The 22,249-nt window shown below is 65.3% G+C and carries 22 protein-coding genes and 1 tRNA gene; 16 read left to right on the top strand and 7 right to left on the bottom strand.

Annotated elements, in window-relative coordinates; all coding sequences use genetic code 11:
• Positions 1-54: 54 nt before the first annotated feature.
• Positions 55-2,019 carry a class I SAM-dependent methyltransferase gene (locus tag GKO32_RS14720; protein ID WP_154757429.1) on the bottom strand — a complete coding sequence of 655 codons (1,965 nt, stop codon included), beginning with the start codon at positions 2,017-2,019 and terminating at the stop codon, positions 55-57.
• 34 nt (positions 2,020-2,053) lie between these two features.
• The gene (locus tag GKO32_RS14715) at positions 2,054-2,503 is read right to left on the bottom strand and encodes a DUF6328 family protein (protein ID WP_312867931.1); all 450 of its coding nucleotides are present in this window, start codon (positions 2,501-2,503) and stop codon (positions 2,054-2,056) included.
• A gap of 235 nt (positions 2,504-2,738) precedes the next feature.
• Between GKO32_RS14715 and GKO32_RS14710 the strand changes: the two genes are divergently transcribed.
• From GKO32_RS14710 to GKO32_RS39035, 11 genes are all read left to right on the top strand, one after another.
• Complete coding sequence (locus tag GKO32_RS14710) at positions 2,739-4,274, top strand: HAL/PAL/TAL family ammonia-lyase (protein ID WP_154757428.1); 1,536 nt, start codon at positions 2,739-2,741, stop codon at positions 4,272-4,274.
• Positions 4,261-5,097, top strand: a complete 837-nt coding sequence (locus tag GKO32_RS14705) for a 3-methyl-L-tyrosine peroxygenase-related protein (protein ID WP_154757427.1) — start codon at positions 4,261-4,263, stop codon at positions 5,095-5,097. The genes GKO32_RS14710 and GKO32_RS14705 overlap by 14 nt, the downstream gene beginning before the upstream one ends.
• The gene (locus GKO32_RS14700; RefSeq protein ID WP_312867930.1) at positions 5,094-5,768 is read left to right on the top strand and encodes an O-methyltransferase; all 675 of its coding nucleotides are present in this window, start codon (positions 5,094-5,096) and stop codon (positions 5,766-5,768) included. Before GKO32_RS14705 ends, GKO32_RS14700 begins: the two co-directional genes overlap by 4 nt.
• A 75-nt stretch (positions 5,769-5,843) precedes the next feature.
• Positions 5,844-8,120 carry an SDR family NAD(P)-dependent oxidoreductase gene (locus GKO32_RS14695; protein WP_166459561.1) on the top strand — a complete coding sequence of 759 codons (2,277 nt, stop codon included), beginning with the start codon at positions 5,844-5,846 and terminating at the stop codon, positions 8,118-8,120.
• Positions 8,121-8,127: 7 nt separating this feature from the next.
• Positions 8,128-9,273 carry a tRNA dihydrouridine synthase DusB gene (gene dusB, locus GKO32_RS14690; protein ID WP_154757425.1) on the top strand — a complete coding sequence of 382 codons (1,146 nt, stop codon included), beginning with the start codon at positions 8,128-8,130 and terminating at the stop codon, positions 9,271-9,273.
• A 60-nt stretch (positions 9,274-9,333) separates the two neighbouring features.
• Positions 9,334-9,591, top strand: coding sequence for a hypothetical protein (locus GKO32_RS14685; RefSeq protein ID WP_154757424.1), 258 nt, complete (start codon positions 9,334-9,336; stop codon positions 9,589-9,591).
• Between the two features lie 12 nt (positions 9,592-9,603).
• Entirely contained in the window at positions 9,604-11,430 is a 1,827-nt protein-coding gene (gene glmS / locus GKO32_RS14680; RefSeq protein ID WP_154757423.1) for a glutamine--fructose-6-phosphate transaminase (isomerizing), read from the top strand.
• Positions 11,431-11,536: 106 nt separating this feature from the next.
• Positions 11,537-12,688, top strand: a complete 1,152-nt coding sequence (locus GKO32_RS40170) for an FUSC family protein (protein ID WP_208024406.1) — start codon at positions 11,537-11,539, stop codon at positions 12,686-12,688.
• Positions 12,685-13,212, top strand: a complete 528-nt coding sequence (locus tag GKO32_RS14670; protein WP_154757422.1) for a potassium channel family protein — start codon at positions 12,685-12,687, stop codon at positions 13,210-13,212. Before GKO32_RS40170 ends, GKO32_RS14670 begins: the two co-directional genes overlap by 4 nt.
• Before the next feature lie 408 nt (positions 13,213-13,620).
• Positions 13,621-13,779 carry a hypothetical protein gene (locus tag GKO32_RS37990; RefSeq protein WP_166459560.1) on the top strand — a complete coding sequence of 53 codons (159 nt, stop codon included), beginning with the start codon at positions 13,621-13,623 and terminating at the stop codon, positions 13,777-13,779.
• A gap of 180 nt (positions 13,780-13,959) precedes the next feature.
• Positions 13,960-14,178 (top strand): PIN domain-containing protein, encoded by a 219-nt coding sequence (locus tag GKO32_RS39035; protein WP_312867929.1) that lies wholly within the window; start codon positions 13,960-13,962, stop codon positions 14,176-14,178.
• A 951-nt stretch (positions 14,179-15,129) separates the two neighbouring features.
• Here the strand turns inward: GKO32_RS39035 and GKO32_RS14660 are convergent.
• The gene (locus GKO32_RS14660) at positions 15,130-15,429 is read right to left on the bottom strand and encodes a hypothetical protein (RefSeq protein WP_154757421.1); all 300 of its coding nucleotides are present in this window, start codon (positions 15,427-15,429) and stop codon (positions 15,130-15,132) included.
• A 242-nt stretch (positions 15,430-15,671) separates the two neighbouring features.
• Between GKO32_RS14660 and GKO32_RS14655 the strand changes: the two genes are divergently transcribed.
• A complete protein-coding gene (locus GKO32_RS14655; protein WP_154757420.1) occupies positions 15,672-16,817 on the top strand; it encodes an ImmA/IrrE family metallo-endopeptidase in 1,146 nt (381 codons plus the stop codon).
• Positions 16,814-17,323 carry a hypothetical protein gene (locus GKO32_RS14650; protein ID WP_154757419.1) on the top strand — a complete coding sequence of 170 codons (510 nt, stop codon included), beginning with the start codon at positions 16,814-16,816 and terminating at the stop codon, positions 17,321-17,323. The genes GKO32_RS14655 and GKO32_RS14650 overlap by 4 nt, the downstream gene beginning before the upstream one ends.
• On the opposite strand, the gene GKO32_RS14645 is transcribed toward GKO32_RS14650, so the two are convergent.
• The 3 genes from GKO32_RS14645 to GKO32_RS14635 form a co-directional block, all read right to left on the bottom strand.
• On the bottom strand, positions 17,309-18,172 hold the full coding sequence (locus GKO32_RS14645; protein ID WP_208024405.1) for a DUF6602 domain-containing protein: 864 nt from the start codon (positions 18,170-18,172) through the stop codon (positions 17,309-17,311). The two genes, GKO32_RS14650 and GKO32_RS14645, sit on opposite strands and share 15 nt — an antisense overlap.
• A gap of 200 nt (positions 18,173-18,372) precedes the next feature.
• The gene (locus GKO32_RS14640) at positions 18,373-19,044 is read right to left on the bottom strand and encodes an HAD family hydrolase (protein WP_312867928.1); all 672 of its coding nucleotides are present in this window, start codon (positions 19,042-19,044) and stop codon (positions 18,373-18,375) included.
• Positions 19,041-19,574, bottom strand: a complete 534-nt coding sequence (locus GKO32_RS14635) for a hypothetical protein (protein ID WP_246243764.1) — start codon at positions 19,572-19,574, stop codon at positions 19,041-19,043. Before GKO32_RS14635 ends, GKO32_RS14640 begins: the two co-directional genes overlap by 4 nt.
• Before the next feature lie 22 nt (positions 19,575-19,596).
• On the opposite strand from GKO32_RS14635, the gene GKO32_RS14630 reads away from it, so the two are divergent.
• Positions 19,597-19,869: a tyrosine-type recombinase/integrase gene (locus GKO32_RS14630; protein WP_312867927.1), complete on the top strand. Its 273-nt coding sequence runs from the start codon at positions 19,597-19,599 to the stop codon at positions 19,867-19,869.
• A gap of 76 nt (positions 19,870-19,945) precedes the next feature.
• Here the strand turns inward: GKO32_RS14630 and GKO32_RS14625 are convergent.
• Positions 19,946-20,016: transfer RNA gene (locus tag GKO32_RS14625), tRNA-Gly, on the bottom strand.
• Between the two features lie 86 nt (positions 20,017-20,102).
• Here GKO32_RS14625 and GKO32_RS14620 point away from each other — a divergent pair.
• Together GKO32_RS14620 and dcd are read left to right on the top strand one after the other, a co-directional pair.
• Positions 20,103-21,275, top strand: coding sequence for an oxygenase MpaB family protein (locus tag GKO32_RS14620; RefSeq protein ID WP_154757417.1), 1,173 nt, complete (start codon positions 20,103-20,105; stop codon positions 21,273-21,275).
• Positions 21,276-21,340: 65 nt separating this feature from the next.
• The gene (gene dcd, locus GKO32_RS14615) at positions 21,341-21,922 is read left to right on the top strand and encodes a dCTP deaminase (RefSeq protein WP_144636760.1); all 582 of its coding nucleotides are present in this window, start codon (positions 21,341-21,343) and stop codon (positions 21,920-21,922) included.
• Positions 21,923-22,249 lie beyond the last annotated feature (327 nt).

Raw genomic sequence — 22,249 nt, 5'->3', positions numbered from 1 at the left:
TGCCAGGCGACACTACCCTACGAAGCTCTCCACCACACCCCACCGCGTCCCATATCACGATCTCTCTTTCTCGAAGACCACGATGCGGAACGGCAACGTCGGGGCGCCGACGACCTTCACCCGCGTCTTGAAGCCGTGGGCCTCCGCCGCCTTGCGCAGTTGCGAGACCGGTGCCGCGCTCGTCATGTCGGCGTTGCCGCGCATGTACCCGTCGACCTCCTCCTCGGCGAGGCCGTACCGGATCATCCACTCGCGCCACTTCTCGATCGCCGCGGCGCCGCGGCGATCACCGTTGACCCCGAAGACGTCCGCGAACACGAGCGTGCCGTCCTCGGTGGTGTGTTCCGCGCAGTTGAGGAAGAACTCGTCGAGCATTTCATCAGTAGGGTCTGGACCAATCAGGAAATGCATGACCAGGCTGCCGAACACGACGTCGTAGCGCCCGTCCACATCCTCCCACGCCGTGCCGCGCACGAGCCGCATGTCCAGCCCTGTCTGGGATTCCGGCTGCAGCAGATCGCGTGCGTATTGCGTCATCTGCTCGGCCCTGTCCACCCCGCGGTACTGGCGCACCGGCCCGTGGTGTTCCAAATCGTAAAAAGGGCGATTGATGTTGCGAATCCACGGCACGATCTCACTCGTCAGCCGTCCCGTGCCGTAGCCGATCTCCAGCACGTCCACCGAACGCATCTTGTCCGCGTAGATCCGCAGGATCTCCCGGAACACCGTCGCCGCGCTGTCCCGGATCAGCTGCGCGTACCGCGGGATCCAGCACCGGATATGCCGCTCGTACTGGTCGAAATAGTCGGGCGAGCGGAATTCGGTCTCGCTCGTCCAGTCCTCGTCCCAGTGGCCGATTCCGTTGCGTGCCACCCAGGCCCGGCGCAAGTCGACGGCTTTCATCGTCGGTTCGAAACGCACCGCGCGCGCCTTGATCGAGTCGTAGAACTGGGCCGCGCTGGCGAACCGCAGCGAATTGCGCTCGATGACCAGCTGCCGCCCGTCGACCCGGCCCGGGTTGGGCCGGTAGCCGCCGATCAGGTCCGGGTCGAGCAGCAGCAGGTGGTGCCCGACCGCGGTGGGGCCCAACGGATGCACCTCACCGATCTGCAATTCCTCTTTGGCCGCAATGTAAATCTCGTACGGGCCTTCGCGATGCCTGGCCTGATGGCGCTTCCACAGGTCGATCTGGCGGGCGAGTCTGTCCTCGTTCTCGAAGAACCACGACCAGTCGATGAGGAAGACCCGCTCGCTGACGTTCGCGGTCATCTCCTCCGGGTGGTCCGGGGTCCAGAACTGCTCGGTCTCGTCGGTGAGGTCCGCGATCGCGCGGATGTCGCCGCCGTTCCACTCGCGCAGGCTCGAAAAGCTCGGCAAGTAGTAGTCGGCGTCCACGACCAGCTGCGACGCGCCACCCGAGTCGAGTTCGCGCGCCAGCGCACCGGCCCAGCCACCGAGCAGGTGCAGGCTCGCGTGCTCCTCGGAATACCCGTCGATGAACTTGTTGATCTGCTCGTTCAACGCGTTCCGGCCCTGGCGCGCGGATCGCTGGCCCGGCGAGAGCGTCGTCCTCGCGAGCTTGCGAAGCCAGTCGGAGAAACGGGTTTCGAATGTCTCAAACCCCATCTCGTCCTCGACTTGCGATGGGTACGACAGGTATTCGGGTTCGCCGAAATTCTCCGGCAACCGCTCGGAGTCCTCCTGCTTGATCACCACCACCGGCACGTGCAGCGCATGCGCGAAACCGACCTCGTAGGCGAGATTCGGCCGCTGCTTGCTGCCATCGAGGATGACGAGGTCGGATTTCAGCAGCTCGTCACTGACCTTCGTGCCGATGTCCTTGGTGACGGACTGGTTCTCGTTCCAGTCGTAGTAGTCGAAGCCATGCTCACCGAGCTTGCTCTTCATGACCGAAAGCGCTTTCTGCACCGCGTCCGGGTTTTCGGTCTGGGTGGACCAGGCGAGAAAGGCGGCGAGCCGAGGCAACGAGACCTCCGGGGAGTGACGGGTGGGAGGCAAAGTGTATCCGTTGCACCCGCTCAGCTGGGCCGTTTCACCGGGCAGTGAGCAACCTCGGCACCACGAACCACAGCACCACGAACGTGACGGCCACCAGCCCGCCGACCACACCCATGGCCACCGGGCCGTAGACCACCTTCGCGATCAGCGCCACGACGATCGACACCGCCGTGGCGAGGCAGCCAAGGCCCGCCAGCACCATCCGGTTTCCGACGCGCAGGATGTCGTGGCGGCGGCCCTCCCGGAACAGCATCCGGTGCCACGCCGCGGGCGCGGTGAGCAACGCGGTCGCCACCGCGGCGAGCACGACCGCGGTCAGGTGCATGCCTTTCTCGAAACCGCTGGCCGACCGGAACTGCGCGGTGAACACCACCGACAACAGGAAGCCGAACAGGATCTGGACCCCGGCCTGCGCCACCCGCAACTCACTGAGCAACTCGCTCACATTGCGCGCCAGGCGCTGCTCCCCGGTCTCCTCCGACACGCCAGTCAGCCTAAGCGCCGGATCGATGGAAGGCACCGTAACGCCTCGGGACCGGGCGGCCACGGTCGGTGTCAGAGTAAATAGGGATCCTTGCCCGAAATACTCATTATTCGGCCTCCACCAGGGAAAACGAGTTAGCGTCCGACCGCAGCGTTGCTCCGACCCGGCCCCCGCATTGTCCGCGAGCGATCGCTTTTCGTGGACGGTGTCACCTCGACACAAAAGGGAAACGCTAATGACTCTGGCGTCGCTCACCCATTCCCTGAGTTCCGCGGATGTCCTGACCCCGGCCACGCTCGAACTCGCCGCCGGACCACTGACGATCACGACGACCGACGCGACCACCCAAACCGTGGAACGGGGATGGGAGTTCGTCACCCACTGCCTCGACGACAAGAGGCCGGTGTACGGCTCAACCACGGGTTTCGGGCCGCTCGTCGTGTTCAGCGGACGCGACGATCCGGAGGATCAGTGCGACAACGCGCTGCAGCACCTCACCGCGGGCCAGGGTCCGGACCTGCCGCCGGAAGTCGTGCGCGCGACCATCCTGGTGCGTATCTGGTCCTTGTCCCGCGGTCTGTCCGGAGTGTCTCCGGGGGCCTTGGCCGGCCTGCGCGAAATGCTCGCGACGTCGTTCACGCCCGCTGTGCCGTCCCTGGGTTCGGTCGGCGCGAGCGGTGACCTCGTGCCGCTCGCCCACGTGGTGCAGAGCTTGCGCGGAGTCGGGTTCGCCTACTGGGAGGGCGTGCGAATGCCCGCTCGCGAGGCGCTGGCGAAAGCCGGGCTGAGCCCGCTGCGGGTGGGCGGTCGCGACGCGCTGTCGCTGGTCAACGGCACGTCGCTGACGACCGCGGCGGCCGGACTGGCAGTCGCGTCGATGCTCCGGTCGAACGAGATCGCGCTTGCGCTCAGCGCACTGCTCACGGACCTGCTCGGTGCGGCGCCCGCGTTCCTGTCGCCTTCGCTGCTGCGTGCGTTCGGGCATCCGGAGACCGTGCAGGCCGGCGAACGGCTTTCGTACTGGCTGACCGACACGAGACCATCGGGCACCCGCGCGCTGCAGGAGCCCTACAGCGTGCGGTGCGCCCCCCAGCTGCTCGGCGCGGCACGGTCGGCGATCGGCTGGGCCGACCAGACCGTGCGCCGTGATCTCGCCGCGGTGAGCGACAACCCGTTGTTCTTCCCCGGCGAAGACCACGTCGCCCACGGCGGCAACTTCTTCGGCCAGCCCGCCGCCTTCGCCGGCGACGTGCTGTCCATGGCCGCCACCCAGACCGGCAATCTCGCCGAACGCCAGATCGATCTGCTCGTCGACCCGCACCGCAACGCCGGCCTGCCCGCGATGCTCGCCGCCCGCGCGGGGGAACAGCATGCGGTGCAAGGACTTCAGGTGGTGGCCACGTCGCTGGTCGCCGCCATGCGGCGCGCCTGCACCCCGGCGAGCATGCAGAGCCTCCCGACGAACCTGCACAACCAGGACGTGGTGCCGTTCGGGACGCAGGCGGCACTCACCGCGCTGGACCAGGCGCGGTCCTTGCGGCTGTTGCACGGTTGCCTCGGCGTAACTCTGCGCCAGGCCGCGCACCTGAAACCGGACGGCCCGACGGCCCCGCACTGCGCGGAGCTGCTCGCCGACCTCGCCGAGGTCGTCGCGCCGATCGAACGGGACCGGCCGCTGGACGCCGACATCCGCGCCGCGGCCGACGTGCTCGATCGCCACGTCACCGCGCGATTCCCGGAGCTCGAGCGGAGACCCGATGACGACGCCTAGCACTGAGGCGGTGCACACCGCGCATGACACGCCGCTGCCGTTCCTCCGCCTGCCGATGCCGACCGTCCCTTTTGGACAACACGACGGCTGCGCCACGGACGGTGCCGACCACGTCGTGGTCCCGATTCCCCGGCTGCGGCACAGCGAGCAATCGCGCGCGTGGTTCCGCTGGCTACTCGGCCACCACCTCTCGGTGGGCGTATGGCGCTTGCAGATCGAGCAACTGACCACGGCTCTGGACCCGCGCATCGATCCCGAGGACGCGGCCAAGGCCCAGTACGCCGCGGCTGCCCTGTACGACATCTATTCGGCGCTGTTGCTGTACTCCGGCAGTTGCACCCAGGCGGTATACGCCGACGTGATCCGAGCCCGGTTGAAGGCGCGGCATCCGGCGTTCAGCGGCACCTGGGCGCGGGACTACGAACATGTGCTGGGACTTTCCCGGCAGTTGACCGGGCCCACCACCACGTTCAAACGCGCGGTCCGGTTCGACCGGCACGTGCACATGGCGGTGGGCAGGCGGCTCGTGCCGGCCGGCAAGTCACTGCTGCGCGAGACCGGTGGTGATCCCCGTGCCACGACCGAGGAAGACCGCGACCGCTTCGACGAGTTCTTCCTGATCAGCCGCGAACCGGTGTGCGACAACACATTCACCCAGCAGCTCACCGATCGGATCCAGCTCGCACTGGACGACATCGCGACTGTTCCGGTCACCGTCGACTACGGCGATGATGAGGACATCAATCGATTGCAGGCCGACATCCCGGCGCAGCTGGAAACGCTGTCGTCCATGGTGTCCGGACGGAAGGTGTACCTGTCGTGACCACGTCCACAGACGACCTGCCGAAAGGCGTCGCGCTCACCCCGGAAATCTCGCGGTACATCACCGAACAGCTCCCGCCGCTGTCGGCAACCCAGCGGTGGCTCATCGAGCGGACCCGCGCGCTGGGCGGCATCAGCGAGATGCAGATCCCGCCCGTGCAGGGCGCTCTGCTGACCATGCTCACCCAGATCGTCCAGGCGAAAACGGTGGTCGAGGTCGGCACGTTCACCGGCTACTCGACGCTCGCGTTCGCGTCCGGCCTCGTCCCCGGCGGCCGGGTGATCACCTGCGACCGGTCCGCCGAGTGGACCGCGATCGCGGCCGAGGCGTGGGAAGCGGCCGGTGTCGCCGACCGCATCCAGGTCGAGCTCGGCCCCGCGGCGGAGACCCTGGGCCGCCTGCCCGAAGAGCCGTTCATCGATCTGGCGTTCGTCGACGCGGACAAGACCGGTTACCTCGAGTACTGGGAGCTCCTGGTGCCGCGGCTGCGACCAGGCGGACTTCTGTTGGCGGACAACGTTCTCTACGCCGGCGAGGCGGCGTCACCGGACGCGGAAGGGAACGCCAAGGCGATCCGCGAGTTCAACGCGCACGTGCTCGCCGACGACCGCACGGAGTCCCTGCTGCTGCCGATCGCCGACGGCCTGACGATCGCCCGCAAGAAGCCGTGACCACCTGAGTTGACAGTCCACTGTGGACACCGAGAAAGGTGTGACGCCGTGCCACCCCAGCATTCCACAGCGTCCGTGAGCAGCACGCTGCCGCCGGCACGCCCGGGAGACGAAGGGCTCGCCCATTTCGTGTTCTCGCGCGCGCAAGCGAACGCCGGGCGAACCGCGCTCGTGGACCGGTCGCGGAGCGGGGATGCGCGGCGCTGGAACTACGCGCAGCTGACCTCGGCGGTGAGCTCGCTGGCCCGCAGCCTCCGGTCCGCGGGTCTGCGCGAGGGCGACGTGGTCGCGCTGCTGACCGAGAACAGTGCGGAGTTCGTCATCGCCTACCACGGGATCCTGGCGGCCGGCGGCGTCGTGCTCCCGCTCGATCCGCGCGGCACCAAGGAGGAGTGGACGGCGGAACTCACGCGCGGCCGAGCCGAAGCGCTCATCGCCGAGGCGGCGTTGTGGCCCACCCCGCCGCCACCTGCCCTCGGCGTGATCCGCATCGGTGAGGCCGGTGATGGCGAGATCCCCTGGGACCGGCTCGTTTCGACGGACGACGACAGCGTCGAGGTGCCCGCGGCAGCCGGCGGTGACCGGCCCGCGGTGCTCATGTCCTCCAGCGGCACGCAAGGTCTGCCGAAAAAAGTCGTGGTGACCCACCACAATCTCGCGGCGGGCCTCGCGCAGATCGATGAGGTGCACCGGCTCGGCGACACGGACACCGTGACCTGCGTCGGCCCGTTGCGGCACATCTACGGCATGCAGATGGCGATGAACCCGGCGCTGCGGGCCGGCATCACCCTCGTCATCGGCCCGGCCCGGTTCGCCATCGCGGAGTTCATGAAGTGGCTCGACGAGGACGGCGTTACCGTCGCCTACCTCGTGCCGAGCGTGGTCGCCGAGATCGCCGCGCTGCCGGATCCCGTGATCCCACGGGCGCTGCGGCTCGTCGTGTCCGGCGGCGCGCCGCTACCCGCGACCGCCGCCGCGGGTTGCGAGAAAGCACTGCACGTCCCGGTCGTCCAAGGCTTCGGGATGACCGAGGGCGGGTGCGTGTCATTCACCCCGGACGGAGCGGGCCGGACCGGCACGGTCGGTGTCGTGCTGCCCGGCACCGATGCGCGGTTCGTCGATCCGGCAACGGGAACCGACACCGGTGGGGACCGCCCCGGTGAACTGTGGGTGCGCGGACCGCAGATCACTCCTGGTTATCTCGACGACAACGCCGGTCTCGTGCCGGTCCGTGACGCCGAGGGGTGGTTCCGCACCGGCGATCTCGCCGTGCTCGACCCAGGCGGCTACCTCCGGATCGTCGGCCGGCTCAAGTCGCTGATCAAGTACAAGGGCCACCAGGTTTCGCCCGCCGAACTGGAAGAGATTCTGGTTGCGCATCCCTCGGTGGCCGACGCGCTCGTGGTCGGCCAGCCCGACCCGGTGGCGGGTGAGCTGCCGAAGGCGTATGTCGTCGTCGACCCGCCGGTGCCGCTGGCGGAAGTCACGGCCCACGTCGCCGGACGCGTGGCGGCACACAAGCGAATCCGGGTGATCGAGCGCGTGCCGGAGATTCCCCGCTCGGTCACCGGCAAACCGGCACGGCCACCGGCGCTGCGGGTGCTCGTCACCGGTGGGGGCCGCGGGCTGGGCCGGGAATTCACGACGAGTGTGGTCGCGGCAGGCGGCAGCGTACTGGCTGTCGGCCGCGACGAGGCGGCGCTGGCATCGACCGCCGAGGCGGTGCGGGAGTTGCCGGGCCGGCTCGAGTATTTCCCGGCGGACCTGACCGATCCGGCGGCGCTGATCGATGCCGTGCGCGCGGCGGAAGACGCGTTCGGCGGGATCGACGTACTCGTCAACAATGCGGGCGTTCCGGGCCCGCATGGGCGAATGTGGGAAGTCGAACCGAGCGAGTGGCGGGCCACGTTCGACGTCAACCTCCTCGCCGCCCAGCAGGCCGTGCACACTGTCGTGCCGGCGATGGTCGCCAGGGGATTCGGCCGGGTGGTGAACGTCGTCAGCCGCTCCGGACGGCTCAGCTGGCCGGGCGTCAGCGCCTACGCCGTGTCGAAGGCCGCGCTCATCGCGCTGACCGCGAACCTGGGTAAGGAGCTGCGGGACACGGGCGTGACGACCGTCGCCTTCGACCCCGGTCTCGTCGACATCGGCCTCACCAGGGGGCATCTCGACCGCGGTGAGGTCGGGCATGCGGCCGCGGATCGAGTGCTCCGATTCTTGGTGCGCGCACAGGACAATGGCCAGTTCACCCCCTTGCCGGACTCGATCACCGCATTCAGCCGCATCGTCACCGGTGGAGCCGACGAACGCTCCGGCGAGTACGTCACCGTGGAGGAGCTGCTCAGCCCCTGATGCGACAATGGCCGGCGTGACCGCCACCCTGACCAAGCCCGCACTCGAGATCGGCCCGTACCGGGTCGATCCGCCGGTCGTGCTCGCCCCGATGGCCGGAATCACGAACGTCGCGTTCCGGCAGCTGTGTCAGGAATACGGCGCCGGTATCTACGTCTGCGAGATGATCACCGCCCGCGCGGTCGTCGAGCGGCACCCCGGCACGATGCACATGATGACCTTCGGCGAGCACGAGAAGCCGAGGTCGATGCAGCTGTACGGGGTGGACCCGAAGACGATGGCCGAGGCCGTGCGGATCATCGTCGGCGAAGGGCTCGCGGATCACATCGACTCGAACTTCGGCTGCCCGGTCGCGAAGGTGACCCGCAAGGGCGGCGGCGCGGCGCTGCCGTTCAAGCGGCGGCTGTTCGCGGACATCGTGTCGGCGTCGGTGAAAGCCGCGGAATCGGCCGGGGTGCCCTTCACCGTCAAGTTCCGCGTCGGCATCGATGACGAGCACCACACGTATCTCGACGCGGGCCGGATCGCGGAGGCCGAGGGTGCGGCGGCGGTGTCGCTGCACGCACGCACCGCGGCGCAGCGCTACTCGGGCAAGGCGGACTGGAGCGCGATCGCCCGCTTGAAGGAAACCGTGCGGACGATTCCCGTGCTGGGCAACGGCGACATCTTCACCGCGGACGACGCGCTGCGCATGATGGCCGAGACCGGCTGCGACGGCGTGGTCGTCGGGCGCGGCTGCCTCGGACGGCCCTGGTTGTTCGGCGAGCTGGAGGCGGCGTTCGCGGGTCGCGAGGTGCCCGCCGGGCCGTCGCTCGGCGAGGTTGCGGGTGTGCTGCGGCGGCACGCCGAGCTGCTCATCCAGCACGACGGGGCCGGCAAAGCCATGCGTGACCTGCGTAAACACATGGCCTGGTACTTCATGGGCTTCCCGGTCGGCTCCGAGTTGCGCCGCCGGTTCGCGCTGGTGTCCTCGCTCGACGAGCTCAACGAGCTGATCACCCGGCTCGACCACGACGCCCCGTTCCCCGCGGATGCGCTGGGCCCGCGTGGGCGCCAGGGTTCGCCGGGCAAGGTCACGCTGCCGCACGGCTGGCTCGACGACCCTGATGACGACCTGGTCCCCGAGACCGAGGACATGCACTCTGGCGGCTGATCCTGCCCGATTTCGGGCAGGAACCTTGCCTGTATGCGGCCCGGCTGCGAACGTCGAGGAATGGATCAGCAGCTGGTGCGCCATATCGCGGGCTCCACTGGCCTGCCGACGGCGGTCGCCGAGCGCGTGATCGCGGACGTCATCGCGTACTACCGCGAGACGGTGGAGGAGTTCGTGCGCCGACGGCACGGCGAGCTGCAGGCGCGTGGGCGCAAGAACGCGGAGATCTGGCAGGTCGTGGCCGCTGAGCTGGCCGAGCGGCCGGTTGGCGCGGGTGAGCTGACCGAGCGCCAGTTGCGGCGCATCGTCTACGGGTGAAAGAGGGCGGGTATGTGCGGAATCGTGGGCTACATCGGTGGCAGGCCGGCCACCCCGATCCTGCTGGAAGGCTTGCACCGGCTGGAATATCGCGGGTACGACTCGGCTGGGCTCGCGGTCGCCCATCGCAACCGGTTGAAGATCACGAAGGCCGCGGTGCGGGTGGATGAGTTACGGGAGCTGACCGACGAAGGTCAACCGTCCACTGTGGGCATCGCACACACCCGGTGGGCAACACATGGCGAACCAAGCGATGCCAACGCACACCCACATACCGATGCCGCGAAGCGGATTGCCGTGGTGCACAACGGAATCATCGAGAACGCGGGCCGGCTTCGTGCCCGGCTGACGGACAATGGCGTGCAGCTGGTGTCCGAAACGGACACTGAGGCACTGGCGCACCTGATCGCCGCGGCCTTGGCGGACGGTGCCGGTTCGCTGGAGGACGCGGTGCGGGCCACGTTGCGGGAAGTCAATGGCGCGTACGGGATCGTGGTGCTGGACGCGCAGAACCCGGGTCAGCTGGTGGTGGCGCGCAACGGAAGTCCGATCGTGCTGGGTATCGGTGACGGCGAGATGTTCGTCGCTTCGGATGTGGCCGCGCTGGTGCGGTACACGCAACGGGTGGTGTATCTGGACGACGGTGAGCTGGCAACGATCACCGCCGCCGATTTCGTGACCAGCACGCTGCAGGCGCATCGCACGGCGAAGACACCGACCACAGTGGACTTGAAGGACGCGGACTACGACCTTGGCAGCTATGCGAACTTCATGCACAAGGAGATCTGGGAGCAACCGGAATCGGTGCGGCGCACGTTGCTGGGACGGCTCGACGAGCGTTTCGGCACGGCGCGGCTGGGCGGGATCAACTTGGATCCGCGGGCGCTGCGGTCGATCCGGCGGGTGAAGTTCCTCGGTTGCGGTTCGGCGTACTACGCGGGTCAGCTGGGGGCGAACCTGGTCGAGGAGTGGGCGCGGCTGCCCGCGGATGCCGAACCGGCTTCGGAGTTGCGGTACCGGAATCCGGTCGTCGAAGAGGACACTTTGTACGTTGCGGTAAGCCAATCCGGGGAAACCGCGGACACACTGGCGGCGGTGCAGGAGTTGCGCCGCAAGGGCGGGCAAGTGATCGGCGCGGTGAACACGGTGGGCAGCGCGATCGCCCGCGAGTGCGGAAGTGGCGTGTTCCTCCATGCGGGGCCTGAGGTTTCGGTCGCTTCCACGAAGGCCTACACGAACATGGGCGTGTGCTTCGCGATGCTCGCGCTCTCGTTGGGACGGGTGCGCGATCTGTCCTTTTCGGACGGTGCACGGATCGTCGCCGGCCTGGACGCCCTGCCCGCCCGGATAGCGGAAGTCCTGGCGGCGGAAGACGAAATTTCCGCGGTGGCAAAGGAACACAGTGGTGCGGAACGGATGTTCTTCATCGGCCGCGCCCGAGGCTGGCCCGTCGCGCGGGAAGGCGCGCAGAAGTTGAAGGAAATTTCGTACGTCCACGCGGAGGCGTATCAGGCGGGCGAGTTGAAGCACGGCCCACTGGCCCTGATCGACCCGTCGATGCCTTCGGTGATCGTCGTCCCCGATGACGAGCTGCTGTCGAAGAATCTCGGCACGATAGAACAAATCAAGGCGCGCGGCGGCCCCGTGATCGCGGTGACGAACGCGGACCTGCCGGACGCCCTGGCCGACTCGGTGATCAAGGTGCCCAAGAGTGAGCCGGAACTGGACCCGCTGCTGTTCACCATCCCGCTGCAGGTATTCGCCTACCACCTGGCACACCACCTTGGCCGGGATATCGACAAACCCCGGAACCTGGCGAAAAGCGTCACGGTGGAGTGAGGTGCGCACCTCATCGGCTGGAGATGGGCATTTCGGCCCTAGCCCGGGTGCCCCGGTGTGGGGGGACGCTGGGACGGCGGTGTGGCCCCCGTCGACGTGAAGGTGGGTGAGCGAGGTGACGACGGCCAGGACGCGCGAAGGAGACGGAAAGCCCCTTCACACGGGGACGATCACGGCCTGGCTGTCGGAGGTATTTGCGCTCAAGCCGGCGGGGATCAACTGGCCGCGAGCGGTGCTGTTCCTTGACGTCACGCTGGTGCCGCTGCTGATCCTCTGGGCGATCGGGCACGAGGAATATCTTCTGAGCGCATTGTTCGGCACGTTGTTCGCGGGCCTGGCCGACCCGGGCGGCGGCTACGGAAACCGCGCGTCGCGTGTCACCGTGTTCGCGCTGATCGGCGCGGGGTTGACCGCGCTGGGGTTCGGTATCGGCGGGAGCAACTGGGGCTGGCTGGCGCTGGCGGCGTTCGCGGTCACCCTGGTCGCGAGCCTGACGGCCGCGTTCGGGGCGCACAGGTTCGTGGCCGCTTTGCTCCTCAATATCTGGTTCATCATCACCCTCGGGGTCGCGTACTCGTTCCATCAGCAGCCGCATATCACCAGCCACTCCTGGGCTCAGGTGCTCGCCTGGGCCGGGGGCGCGGCGCTCTGGATCGCGGTGACGTTCATCGGGTGGCTGATCCACAGGCGCCAGGACCGGCCCCCGTTGGCCGCGGAGTTGCCCGGCGACACCTCGCGGCGCACCATGTCCCGACCACTGATCATGTTCGCGGTGATTCGCGCTGTCGTCATCGGCGGCACCGTCGCGATCGCCTTCGGACTGAACCTGTCGCACGGTTCGTGGCTACCGATCGCCGCCATTGTCGCGATGAAACCAAGCCTGCAGCAGAGCGCGCTGACAGCCGCACAGCGCCTTGCCGGTGCGCTGATCGGCGCCGTCGCGGCTGTGTTGCTACTGCTCATACCTGCCAACGAACAAGGAGCAACCTTGGTCGCCATCACCCGTGGACTCGAAGTGGTCGCGCTCATCGTCCTGATGCACGGATTTGCGATCCGCTTCTGGAACTACGCGCTCTACTGTGCGGCCATCGCCGCGGGAGTGCTGATCCTGCTCGACCTCCCGCAACCATCGAACTTCTCCGCCGAGGGCTACCGGGTGCTGTGGACGCTGTGCGGCGCGGGAGCCGCTGTCATCGTCATGTTCCTCGCAGGCCTGCTCACCCAACGGCCGCCACATCCCGCCGCGCCCGCAGCATGACGAAACAGATTCCGAGGGCGGCAGGCAGGATCGCCTGGACAGGACTGCGCGCGGCGGGATCGGTCGCCGCGCTGGTGGCGCTGTACTACGCGCTGCCGCTGGACCACTCCACCGCCCCGGCCGCCATCACGATGCTCGTCGTCGGGCTGGCCGTGTTCAGCGCCCTTGTCGCGGTCCAGGTCTGGCTCATCGTCCGGTCCCCGTTTCCCGGCCTGCGGGCGATCGAAGGGCTGGCCATCAGCGTGCCGTTCTTCCTGCTCCTGTTCGCCGCCACCTATGTGGTCCTAGCCGGACTCTCGGTCGGCAACTTCGGTGGGCGCCTGTCGCACACCGACGCGCTGTACTTCACCGTCACCGTGTTTTCCACCGTCGGGTTCGGTGACATCACCGCGAAGACCGAGGCCGCCCGGCTCGTGGTGACCGGGCAGATGCTCGCGGACCTGGTCATCTTCGGCCTCGTGATCAAGGTCGTAGTAGGCGCAGTCAAGCGCGGGCGGCAGCGCCAAAGGAACCCCACCGATTGATGGTGCTGGAGAGCCTCAGCCGGCCGGTTGACAGCTGTGTACGGCAAAGGTGTCCGAGTCCCACAGCATGCGTTCACACTGTGCGCAGAGCCAGACACCGGATGGCACTCGCAACTGCCGACTACGAAGGTCGTCCCGGGCGCAGGCCAGCCGGTAGAACAGCGCGATCCGGCGCCACGTCTTGACAAGGGTGCGGTGGATCTGCGACATGTTTGCTCGTCCTCCAGCGACAGGGCTGCAGAGCAGCTTAAGCGATGGCGAGCGGATCACGGACCGGCTGTCCCAGCTCGTGGACAAGCATCGGAAGGGGACTACAGGCGGTGACGGGGACCTAATGGCACGCTGATGGCGCGGCCCGCCCCGTGCGGTGGGCCGACCACGAGGATCGCGTTCCACTAGGCTGGGGTCATGAGCAGCGAGGGGAGCCGGCTCGCCGATGCTCCTGAGGCCGAGCGGCCCCGGCGGCGGTTCCGCACAGTCGGTGTGTTCGACGCCGAACCCGACCTGGGTAAGCGCTCGAAGACGATCGCCGGTGACGAACTCGGCGGATCGAGTAAGACCGCGTAATCCTCGTCGACACCGGCGTCGTCGTTGCTATGGGAAATCGCCGCGACGAAGACCACGAACGATGCACCGAGTTGTTGACAACGACTCTCGAACCATTGGTTCTGCCGGCACCCCTGCTGGTCGAGATCGGCTACATGCTGGGGTCCCGCAGCTGCGGAAGCGGACTTCCTGCGTGACATCGTGGACGGCCTCTACGTCGTGGAGTCCATGATCTTGACAGACATCGCACGCGCAGCCGATCTTGTCGACAAGTATGGCGACCTCCCGCTCGGCACTGCCGACGCCTGCGTTGTAGCGCTCGCGGAACGCCTCGGCGTAACACGCGTGGCAACGCTGGACACCAGGCATTTCTCCGTTGTACAGCCACGACACGTCGCTTCGTTCGAACTGCTGCCCTGACTGACACGGCACGGCACGGCACGGTCCGCTAATGGCCCACCAGCCCAGCCAATCCCAGAAACGACGAAGGCCCAAGTCCGAAGTAGACACCTTCTGACCTGGGCTCTTCACCACAAGAGCGGATGACGGGAATCGAACCCGCGTATTCAGCTTGGGAATCATGGCCGGAGGCCAGGTCACCGCCGCTGACCTGGGGATTCGTTGTGCGCGGGGTACCACTGTTGACCGTGGTTGACCGGGGCATGTTGTTGGGATGTTGCTGCGAACCCGCCCCCTCCTGAGGTGATCTCCTCGCGGCGCGGGTTCACCCCTGCCGGGCCGGGTGGTGCCGGGCAAGGGTCGGCCGGAGGCCGCGAAGCGCCCTTGCCCGGTGCCGCCCGGTCTGGCTGCCCTTGGGCGCGCCGCGAGGAGGTCGCCGGACGTGCCCCTCCCCTGATCTCTGAAGCGGTGCCGGGGTCCGGGGCAGCGCCCCGGCCGCCGGAGGCACTATTGACCCTGCGTAACGCAGCGTGAGCCTCCCTCGATCAACCGCACATGGACCGGGAAACGGCAGCCCCAAAAGCGCACATGGACCCGCGGCAGGTGCGCCAGTCGATCAGGAATCGCAAGTGTTCCTGCTTCGTCTGCTTTTACTGCGAAGCATCCTTGGGCGACCGCCACGAGCATGACCACTTCCCGGTACCACGCGTGGCAGGAGGCCGGGATGTCGTAGCGGCGTGTCTCGACTGTCACGACTTGAAAGACCGCGTCATGTTCAATGACTGGCCCGTCGACGCCTGCTCAGAAGCTGTTCGAGGGCTATGGGCAATGCTGAATCTAGACGGTCGTCCCGAGCCGAGCGGGGACCTTTCAACTTGGCTCGGCAACCAGCCCGAATTTACGGATGCCGCGATCGTCAGACGCTGGGCGGAGCTACCGCCCCTCAGCCGCATCCTGTACGGGAAGTTGCGGTCAATCGAGGAAGAGCACCAGTACCGCGCCGGTAACGCTGGGTTCAGCCGCTCTGCCCTGGCTTCTCTCACTGGCCGGAGTCGGCTTCGGATCAATATGGGTCCAGACGACCGATGCTGAACGCTGGAGCCGCCTGACGATATTCGCCGCCTTCGGACCCGTGCAAGCCCATTCGTTGTGGCCGCTGGCCGAAGCGGAGCGGCAGGCCGAGCGGCCCAGCGGCGCGCTTGCGCGCCGCTCTTGATCCATTAGAGCCAAGTTCAGCAACAAAACGTGCAGCTCATCTGTCGTGCAGCTCATCCAATAAACAGTGAGCCACTGCTTATTGAACGATCTTCACCCAGAAGGAGCAGCAAACTAGCGTAACACTACCCGAGGAAACAACAATATTTCGATCTTGACGCTACGGTTACGGCTCGCGTGCAAACTGTATAGGCTGCGGACAGCGAAGGTAAGCGAGCGTCTGGAGCGAGGAGCATGGCCAAAGTCTCCATAAGGTTGACCGGACACGTTATGTCCGGCTTCCCCAAAGAGGCGTCCTGATGGCTACCAAACATGTTCCCATCACAGGCCAGGTACTCGCTTGGGCAATCGAAGATGCTGGCAGCTCGCGCAGCTTGCTGGCCCGCAGGCTTGAGGTCGCTGCTACTGATATCGACTCCTGGATTCGTGAACAGACAAAGCCGTCGACGAGTCAGTTTCGCGCAATGGCGAAAGAACTGGGTCGACCGCCGTCGTTCTTCTTCTTGTCTCAACCACCGACCACGAAACCTGCAAAAGCTGATTTTCGCACGTACGCGGACTCTGACCGCGAGCCTGGTCAAGAAACGATTCAGGGTATACGGCTCGCCCAAAAGGTCCAGAGGACTACCGTATGGGTCAGCGCAAGAACCGATGCGGCATCGATATACATCCCCCCACTTTCTATTCACAACAACTCGGAGAAGGCGGGACAAAGGCTCCGCGAATGGCTTAACTGGACGGTCGACGAACAAACTTCTGACGAAAGCACAGATGCACGAGCCACCCGAGCGTTGAGATTCGCGCTACAGGAAAAAGGCATAATAGTGATGAACCTGACCCTCGACGAAGGCGTCACTCGGGGTTTCAGCCTCCATCATCAGCTTGCACCGGTTATTGCCGTAAATACTCGCGACCATCATCGAGCACGATTGTTCTCCTATGCTCACGAGTTGGTGCATCTAACTCTGGGCTCAGACGCGGTTTGTGGGACGCACGGAAACCGCGGCGTCGAGGCTTTCTGCAATAAGGTGGCAGCAGCACTACTGCTCCCGGCACGCGAATTTCGTGACTACGTTCGTCTCACATTCGGAAATACGCCGATTACCACCACCGCCCAGGTTGTCACTATCCGGAACCATTTTCGAGTGAGTATCCGCGCTGCAGCTATCCGGGCCGAAAATCTCGGTTTGGCAGAGGTAGGCCTCTTCGACACCGTTAATCGAGAAACCGAAAAGAAGGGCAAAGGCGGCCGTTACACGCCGGGTAACGAGAGAACTAAGCCCAGGATTCGCATTGACCAATATGGCCATGCCTTCGTAAACACATTATTTGGAGCCGAGGAAGCTGGCGTACTCCGACGGCAGCAAGTTCAACAATTGCTGCAAGTCTCCGAGAGCGAACTAGCTTCCGTCAAAGCGTTGGCTCTCGCAGGCGCGGAGACATGACGGAGCCAGTATATCTGGCTGATTGTTTTGCGCTTCGCCAGATGGGGCAATGCGTACGGCCCGAAGCACGCCCAACCCTTTGGTCTTCGTTAACAGACGCTGTTGAGGACAGCCGGCTTGGGTTTCCGCGTGAAGTTGCCACTGAATTAGGAGTACTCGCGCGTGATGAGCAAGTTACTTCGTGGGCGAGCGGCCTTGGAGCCAACTTGCGGAAGTTTAGCGCTGACATCAAGTTTAATCGACCACTTATGAAGATAGTGGAAACGATGGGATACCAGGAAGGTTTTGATAGCCTCGACGGCAAGGAGCCTGCAATCGCCCATCTGGCGCGATTAGCGATATCCTACAGCAAAACTGGAACACCTTTTATCCTTGCCACCGAAGACTTCGGCGAAGGACCTCTTTCGCCAACCATGGAACAGATCTGCGAATACCAAAATTGGGCATATGTGGACGCAATGGCTTGCTTGAAAGGCCTCGGTCTTGGCGACCTAATCGCCCACTAGCAAGATATCGCGAGCAATATCGGTAATATAGCGATGAATTGCCGGAGTCTTTCCTTCGCGTTTCGCAAGGGCTATCAGCAAGGCATCGCAGAATAGAAGCAGTGCCCGACTGGGCTCCGCTATGACGTAATCACCTGACACTTCGACTATTGGATAAATTGTTCCGTCGATGCTGATTTCAGCGTCCCAGTGCTCGTCCGGCGGATTTCGATAACGTCCAATTTGCCGAACACCGCCAGAGAATTCTTGAAGTGGCGTTATTCCGCATACGTAATCAGTCTCATCGACTCGATTCACTGTAAGCAAGTCGGAGCGACCCCCGACTAGGCCGAGCTCTAGAATGCAGAACAGATCAGGCCGACAGTCATTATTCTCACTTTTAAGCAAATTTATGTGCTTGCTGACGGTCGCAGCCGAACGGTTGGATCGATAGGCAAAGAAGAGCATAGCCGGTCGATGGTTATCAAATGCATTCAGGGCATCTAGACTCGCCTTCTTTTTACCACCATCGACTAACTCCTCCTTGTCAGCCGTTGTTTTAACTTCGATACAAGCCCGAACATTCTCTACTGGGAAGAGAACCTGATTTGTCTGAGCAAGAATTGTCGGTTCGTCATTCTGTTCATATACGACGATGTCCATCTGGCGAGAATCTCGCCCGTCAGAATCGATAAGCAAGCCGGAACCGACTCCATATCGCGACGGAACCAGTCGTTCAAGCACACGACTCAACGACTGTTCGTTTTCGCGCCCCTTTTCGCCCTGATGACCAATCAGGCGATTGAAGTTATCGACTTCTGCTTGAAGGCGCTGCAGGACGCCTGCCCAGTATTGCTCAACAATACTCACGAGGCGAGTGTTTCATTACTATGGAAGTAAATCAACACCGAGCCGGGGATGAAGAAATGCCGAGCTACTGGTGGAGCGCTGTGGCCTGGCCGCGTAGCTGCCGCGTCAGCTCGTCGAATCTAGGGACGGATTGGCCGGACAGCTTTCCGAGACGTGGGCCTAACGGGTACGGACAGCCTAGGCAAATCTGTCCGGGACCTTCACAAAACTACCACCAGTGTTGTCAGACCATCGGTGATCGCGTCGGCTCCTGCGCTGCTGAACCGCTTGCGTTTTCCTAGCTTATTAGCGTAGCCGATAGAACGTACACCAGCAGATCGTGCAGCTTCAACATCGGTCGCGGAGTCGCCGATGAAAACACTCTGTTCCGCGCTGATGCCGAGCATACGGACCGCTTGGTGCAGGAAATACGGATCCGGCTTCAGAAACTCAATTCCTGCACTCTCGCGGGCCGACACGAGATCGACTAGCGGGCGAAGGGCGTAGAAGTCGAGGTACGTATTGATCGCCGCTTCGCTATTGTTGCTCACGATCGCCAAAGGCCGACCGGAATCGTGCCAAGCTGCCATCAGTTCGTGTGCCCCGGGCGTCGGTGCGGCGGTGGGTATGGCTTCGACTTCATGGGCGGTGAAGGCGGCTTCGACGTAGCGCGCATCATCGTCGCTGAGGGTGGCGGCGTAGCGGAGGACGTCGAAGGGGTCCCGGCTTGTAACGACAGGTTCCGGGAGGTTGGTGTGACCGCCATCAGCGAGAACGGTGCGGAGCTGGTCGGCGACGGTGGCCGCGGGGATTCCTGCGAAGACCGAGCAAATAGGGCCGTCGAAGTCCAGGAGCAGTGCTTCGGCCTGGCTGAGCAGCTCCGCCGCGTTCACCGTTGGTAGTCCTTGGCCACGGTGGTCCAGACGCTTTCAAACCACGTTTTCGACTGCTCGACGTACTGGGACCCGGTGGAGGTGTCATCGTCGTTGGCGGAGTGGTGGAACAGTATGGCGTCCTTGCCCATAAGGTCGTACATCGCCTGCGTCTCACCCCCATAGCTGACGACGTGTTCCTGAACCGGGTAGAAGCCGAAGAAGGCTTCTTCGTTGTTGATCAGGTAGAGCTTGAACATCGGCGGCGCCGGATGTACCCGGATCTGTGCCGTTGCCTCGTTCACGAGTCCCAACTGGGCCAGCTCGGTCACGGAGTCGACGATGGCCAGGGTGTGGCGGCGCATGATCTCTTCGGCGCGCTTGCGGAACATCGGGCTGTCAGCGCGCTCTTCGACCGTTACCGGCAGCGACCACGGCAACGATGGGTCCGGCACGAGAAGGCGGACGCTGATCGACTCGGGTCGAAGGCGGCCAATGCGGATCTTGTCCAGCGGTTCGGCGATGACGCCGTGAAGGGTCTCGCTGTTCACGCTGGCCGAGTCGGGCAACCCGGTGCGGCGGCCGAACTTCGCGCAACGCACGAAGTGGACTGAGACCGTGAAGAAGCTCGGCCTCAAGGGCGTGCACTTCCACGACCTCCGGCACGCGGGCAACGTCTGGGCGTCCAAGGCGGGCATGTCCACGCGTGACCTCATGGCGCGGATGGGGCACGACGACATGCGGGCCGCGTTGATCTACCAACGGGCCACCAGCGATGCCGACCGGATCATTGCGGATCGGCTATCGAAGTTGGTGGAGGAGCACCGGGAGAAGCCCGCCGACTGATGTTGTTGGGATGTTGCTGGAGATAGCGGAAGGGGTGCCTCCCAAGATCGGGTGGCACCCCTTCTGACCTGCGAAGAGCGGATGACGGGAATCGAACCCGCGTATTCAGCTTGGGAAGCTGATGTTCTACCATTGAACTACATCCGCAGCATCGCAAAGCATACACGGTGCCATCCTGTCCCCGCCGCGAGGGTTTCTTGACGTGGTGGCGGTGGCTGACAACACTTGTTGTGATGGATGCGCGGCTCCCGGATCCCCAGCTCTTCCGTCAGGGCGGCATCAAACTCGCCGCGAAGTTGTTCGGGCCGGGGGAGGATCTTCGCGGGACCGCGGAGCAGCTGCGGAACTTCCGCGAGTACGCGCAGGCCGGGGACCCGCTCGCGGACGCGCTCGTCGCGAGTATGCCGGCCAGTAAGCCTGCTTTCGAAGCGGCGCTCGCCAAGGGCATCGCCTCCGTACCTCATCCGCCGCGGCAGGTGCGTGAGTTCTTCGAAGCCGTCGAGGCCACGCCCTACTGGCTTGACCACGATCGGCTCGAGCGGGGGGCCCGTGCAATCACCCGCACCGGGTTGCTCGGTCTCTTCCCGCTCGGCGACATGTCCCTCATGGGCGGTTACCTCGCCTCCCGCGCCACCAAATCCCTCGTCGCCACCGGGGAAATCGAGCACCTCGCCGGCCGCCGGCTCATCGAGACCGCCGCCTGGTGGATCGACGTCACCACGCCCGGCAACCTCCGGCGCGGCAAAATCGGGTACGCCTCGGCCATCCGCGTCCGCCTCGTGCACGCCCACGTCCGCGCCGCCATGAACCGCCGCCGGGACTGGGACTACGCCGCCTGGGACCAGCCCGTCAACCAGGTCCAGACCACTGGCACGCTCTTGCTGTTCTCCCTCGTCTTCGTCCTCGGCACCCAGCTCCTCGGCATCCGCTACACCGACCGCGAACGCGCCGACATCCTGCATCTGTGGCGCTACGTCGGCTGGCTCATGGGCGTCGACGAGGCCCTCCTGCCCGCAGGCGAGCACGACGCGTGGCGCCAGCTCTGGCTGCTCGCCGCCACCGAGTTCATCCCCGACGAGGACTCGAAACGCCTCGCCAAAGCCCTGCGCGACAGCCATCAGGCCAGTCCGGCCGGCAAGATCCTGTCCCGCGTGCACTCGGCCATCAGCCGCCTCGTGCTCGGCAAGACCAACGCCGACTTCCTCGAGCTGCCCAACGACCTCGTCACCCAGGGCGCTGTCCTCACCGCGGCCGCGGTCAACTTCGCCGCCGAGACAGCCCGCCGGCACATTCCCGGCGCCACCGCACTACAGGAGTTCATCGGCGACATCGAGCGTCGCCAGTACGTGAGCCGGCTCGGCCGGATTGTGCGGCTCGACCCGACCTACGCCAGACACCTGCTGTAGTCGCCGACCGCTCCCCGACCACCACCCTCAATGGACACGCTTCGCGTGGCGGCTACTCTCCAACCGTGCTGTTGAGTGACCGTGACCTCCGCAAAGAAGTCGAAGCCGGGCGGCTGGGCATCGACCCGTTCGACCCCGCCATGGTGCAGCCGTCCAGTGTGGACGTGCGCCTCGACCGCTTCTTCCGGGTCTTCAACAACAGCCAGTACACCCACATCGACCCGTCGCGGCAGCAGGACGAGCTGACCTCGCTCGTCGAGAAAGAGGGCGACGACCCGTTCGTGCTGCACCCCGGCGAGTTCGTGCTCGCCTCCACGTTCGAGCTGGTCAGCTTGCCCGACGACCTCGCGGGCCGCCTGGAAGGCAAGTCGTCTCTGGGCCGCCTCGGGCTCCTCACGCACTCGACCGCCGGGTTCATCGACCCCGGGTTTTCCGGGCACATCACGCTCGAGCTGTCCAATGTCGCGAACCTGCCGATCACGCTGTGGCCCGGTATGAAGATCGGCCAGCTGTGCCTGTTCCGGCTCACCAGCGCCGCCGAGTTCCCGTACGGCTCGGCCGAAGTCGGCTCCCGCTACCAGGGGCAGCGCGGCCCCACGCCGAGCCGGGCATACCAGAACTTCCATCGCGTGGACACCTGGCGCTGAGCTAGCGCGAATGGCGCAGCGAGATTGCGCCATTCGAGGGGCAGGAGCCGTTACCATTCGGTGATAATTTCGGGCTCGTGCCGACCAGGAAATCCCGCCTCAGACCAGCGCTCATCGCACTCAGCGTGCTCATCGGTGGCGCACTCAGCGCGGGCGGGCTTCTCGTCGCGACACAGGACCAAGGCGATCAGCACCTGCACGTGGCGTTGACGGACACCGGGTACCGGCCCAGCACCACGCCCCCGTTGCCGCCGAGCAGCAGCCCGCCCAGCACGACGACGATCGCCGGCGCACCACCGGCTTCCCCCGAGCCGAGCACCAGCACCC

The organism is Amycolatopsis pithecellobii (assembly GCF_009707865.1).
Taxonomy (GTDB): domain Bacteria; phylum Actinomycetota; class Actinomycetes; order Mycobacteriales; family Pseudonocardiaceae; genus Amycolatopsis_E; species Amycolatopsis_E pithecellobii.
This window is presented reverse-complemented; position numbering and strand designations above follow the sequence as displayed.

Bases quoted from the DNA above. Each gene is read 5' to 3' on its own strand.
- GKO32_RS37990 (WP_166459560.1), top strand. From the start codon at position 13,621: ATGAGCAGCGAGGGGAGCCGGCTCGCCGATGCTCCTGAGGCCGAGCGG.
- GKO32_RS14685 (WP_154757424.1), top strand. From the start codon at position 9,334: ATGGATCAGCAGCTGGTGCGCCATATCGCGGGCTCCACTGGCCTGCCG.
- GKO32_RS14705 (WP_154757427.1), top strand. From the start codon at position 4,261: ATGACGACGCCTAGCACTGAGGCGGTGCACACCGCGCATGACACGCCG.
- GKO32_RS14660 (WP_154757421.1), bottom strand. From the start codon at position 15,429: ATGAGCTGCACGACAGATGAGCTGCACGTTTTGTTGCTGAACTTGGCT.
- GKO32_RS14670 (WP_154757422.1), top strand. From the start codon at position 12,685: ATGACGAAACAGATTCCGAGGGCGGCAGGCAGGATCGCCTGGACAGGA.
- GKO32_RS14710 (WP_154757428.1), top strand. From the start codon at position 2,739: ATGACTCTGGCGTCGCTCACCCATTCCCTGAGTTCCGCGGATGTCCTG.
- GKO32_RS14620 (WP_154757417.1), top strand. From the start codon at position 20,103: ATGGATGCGCGGCTCCCGGATCCCCAGCTCTTCCGTCAGGGCGGCATC.
- glmS (WP_154757423.1), top strand. From the start codon at position 9,604: ATGTGCGGAATCGTGGGCTACATCGGTGGCAGGCCGGCCACCCCGATC.
- dusB (WP_154757425.1), top strand. From the start codon at position 8,128: ATGGCCGGCGTGACCGCCACCCTGACCAAGCCCGCACTCGAGATCGGC.
- GKO32_RS14655 (WP_154757420.1), top strand. From the start codon at position 15,672: ATGGCTACCAAACATGTTCCCATCACAGGCCAGGTACTCGCTTGGGCA.
- GKO32_RS14650 (WP_154757419.1), top strand. From the start codon at position 16,814: ATGACGGAGCCAGTATATCTGGCTGATTGTTTTGCGCTTCGCCAGATG.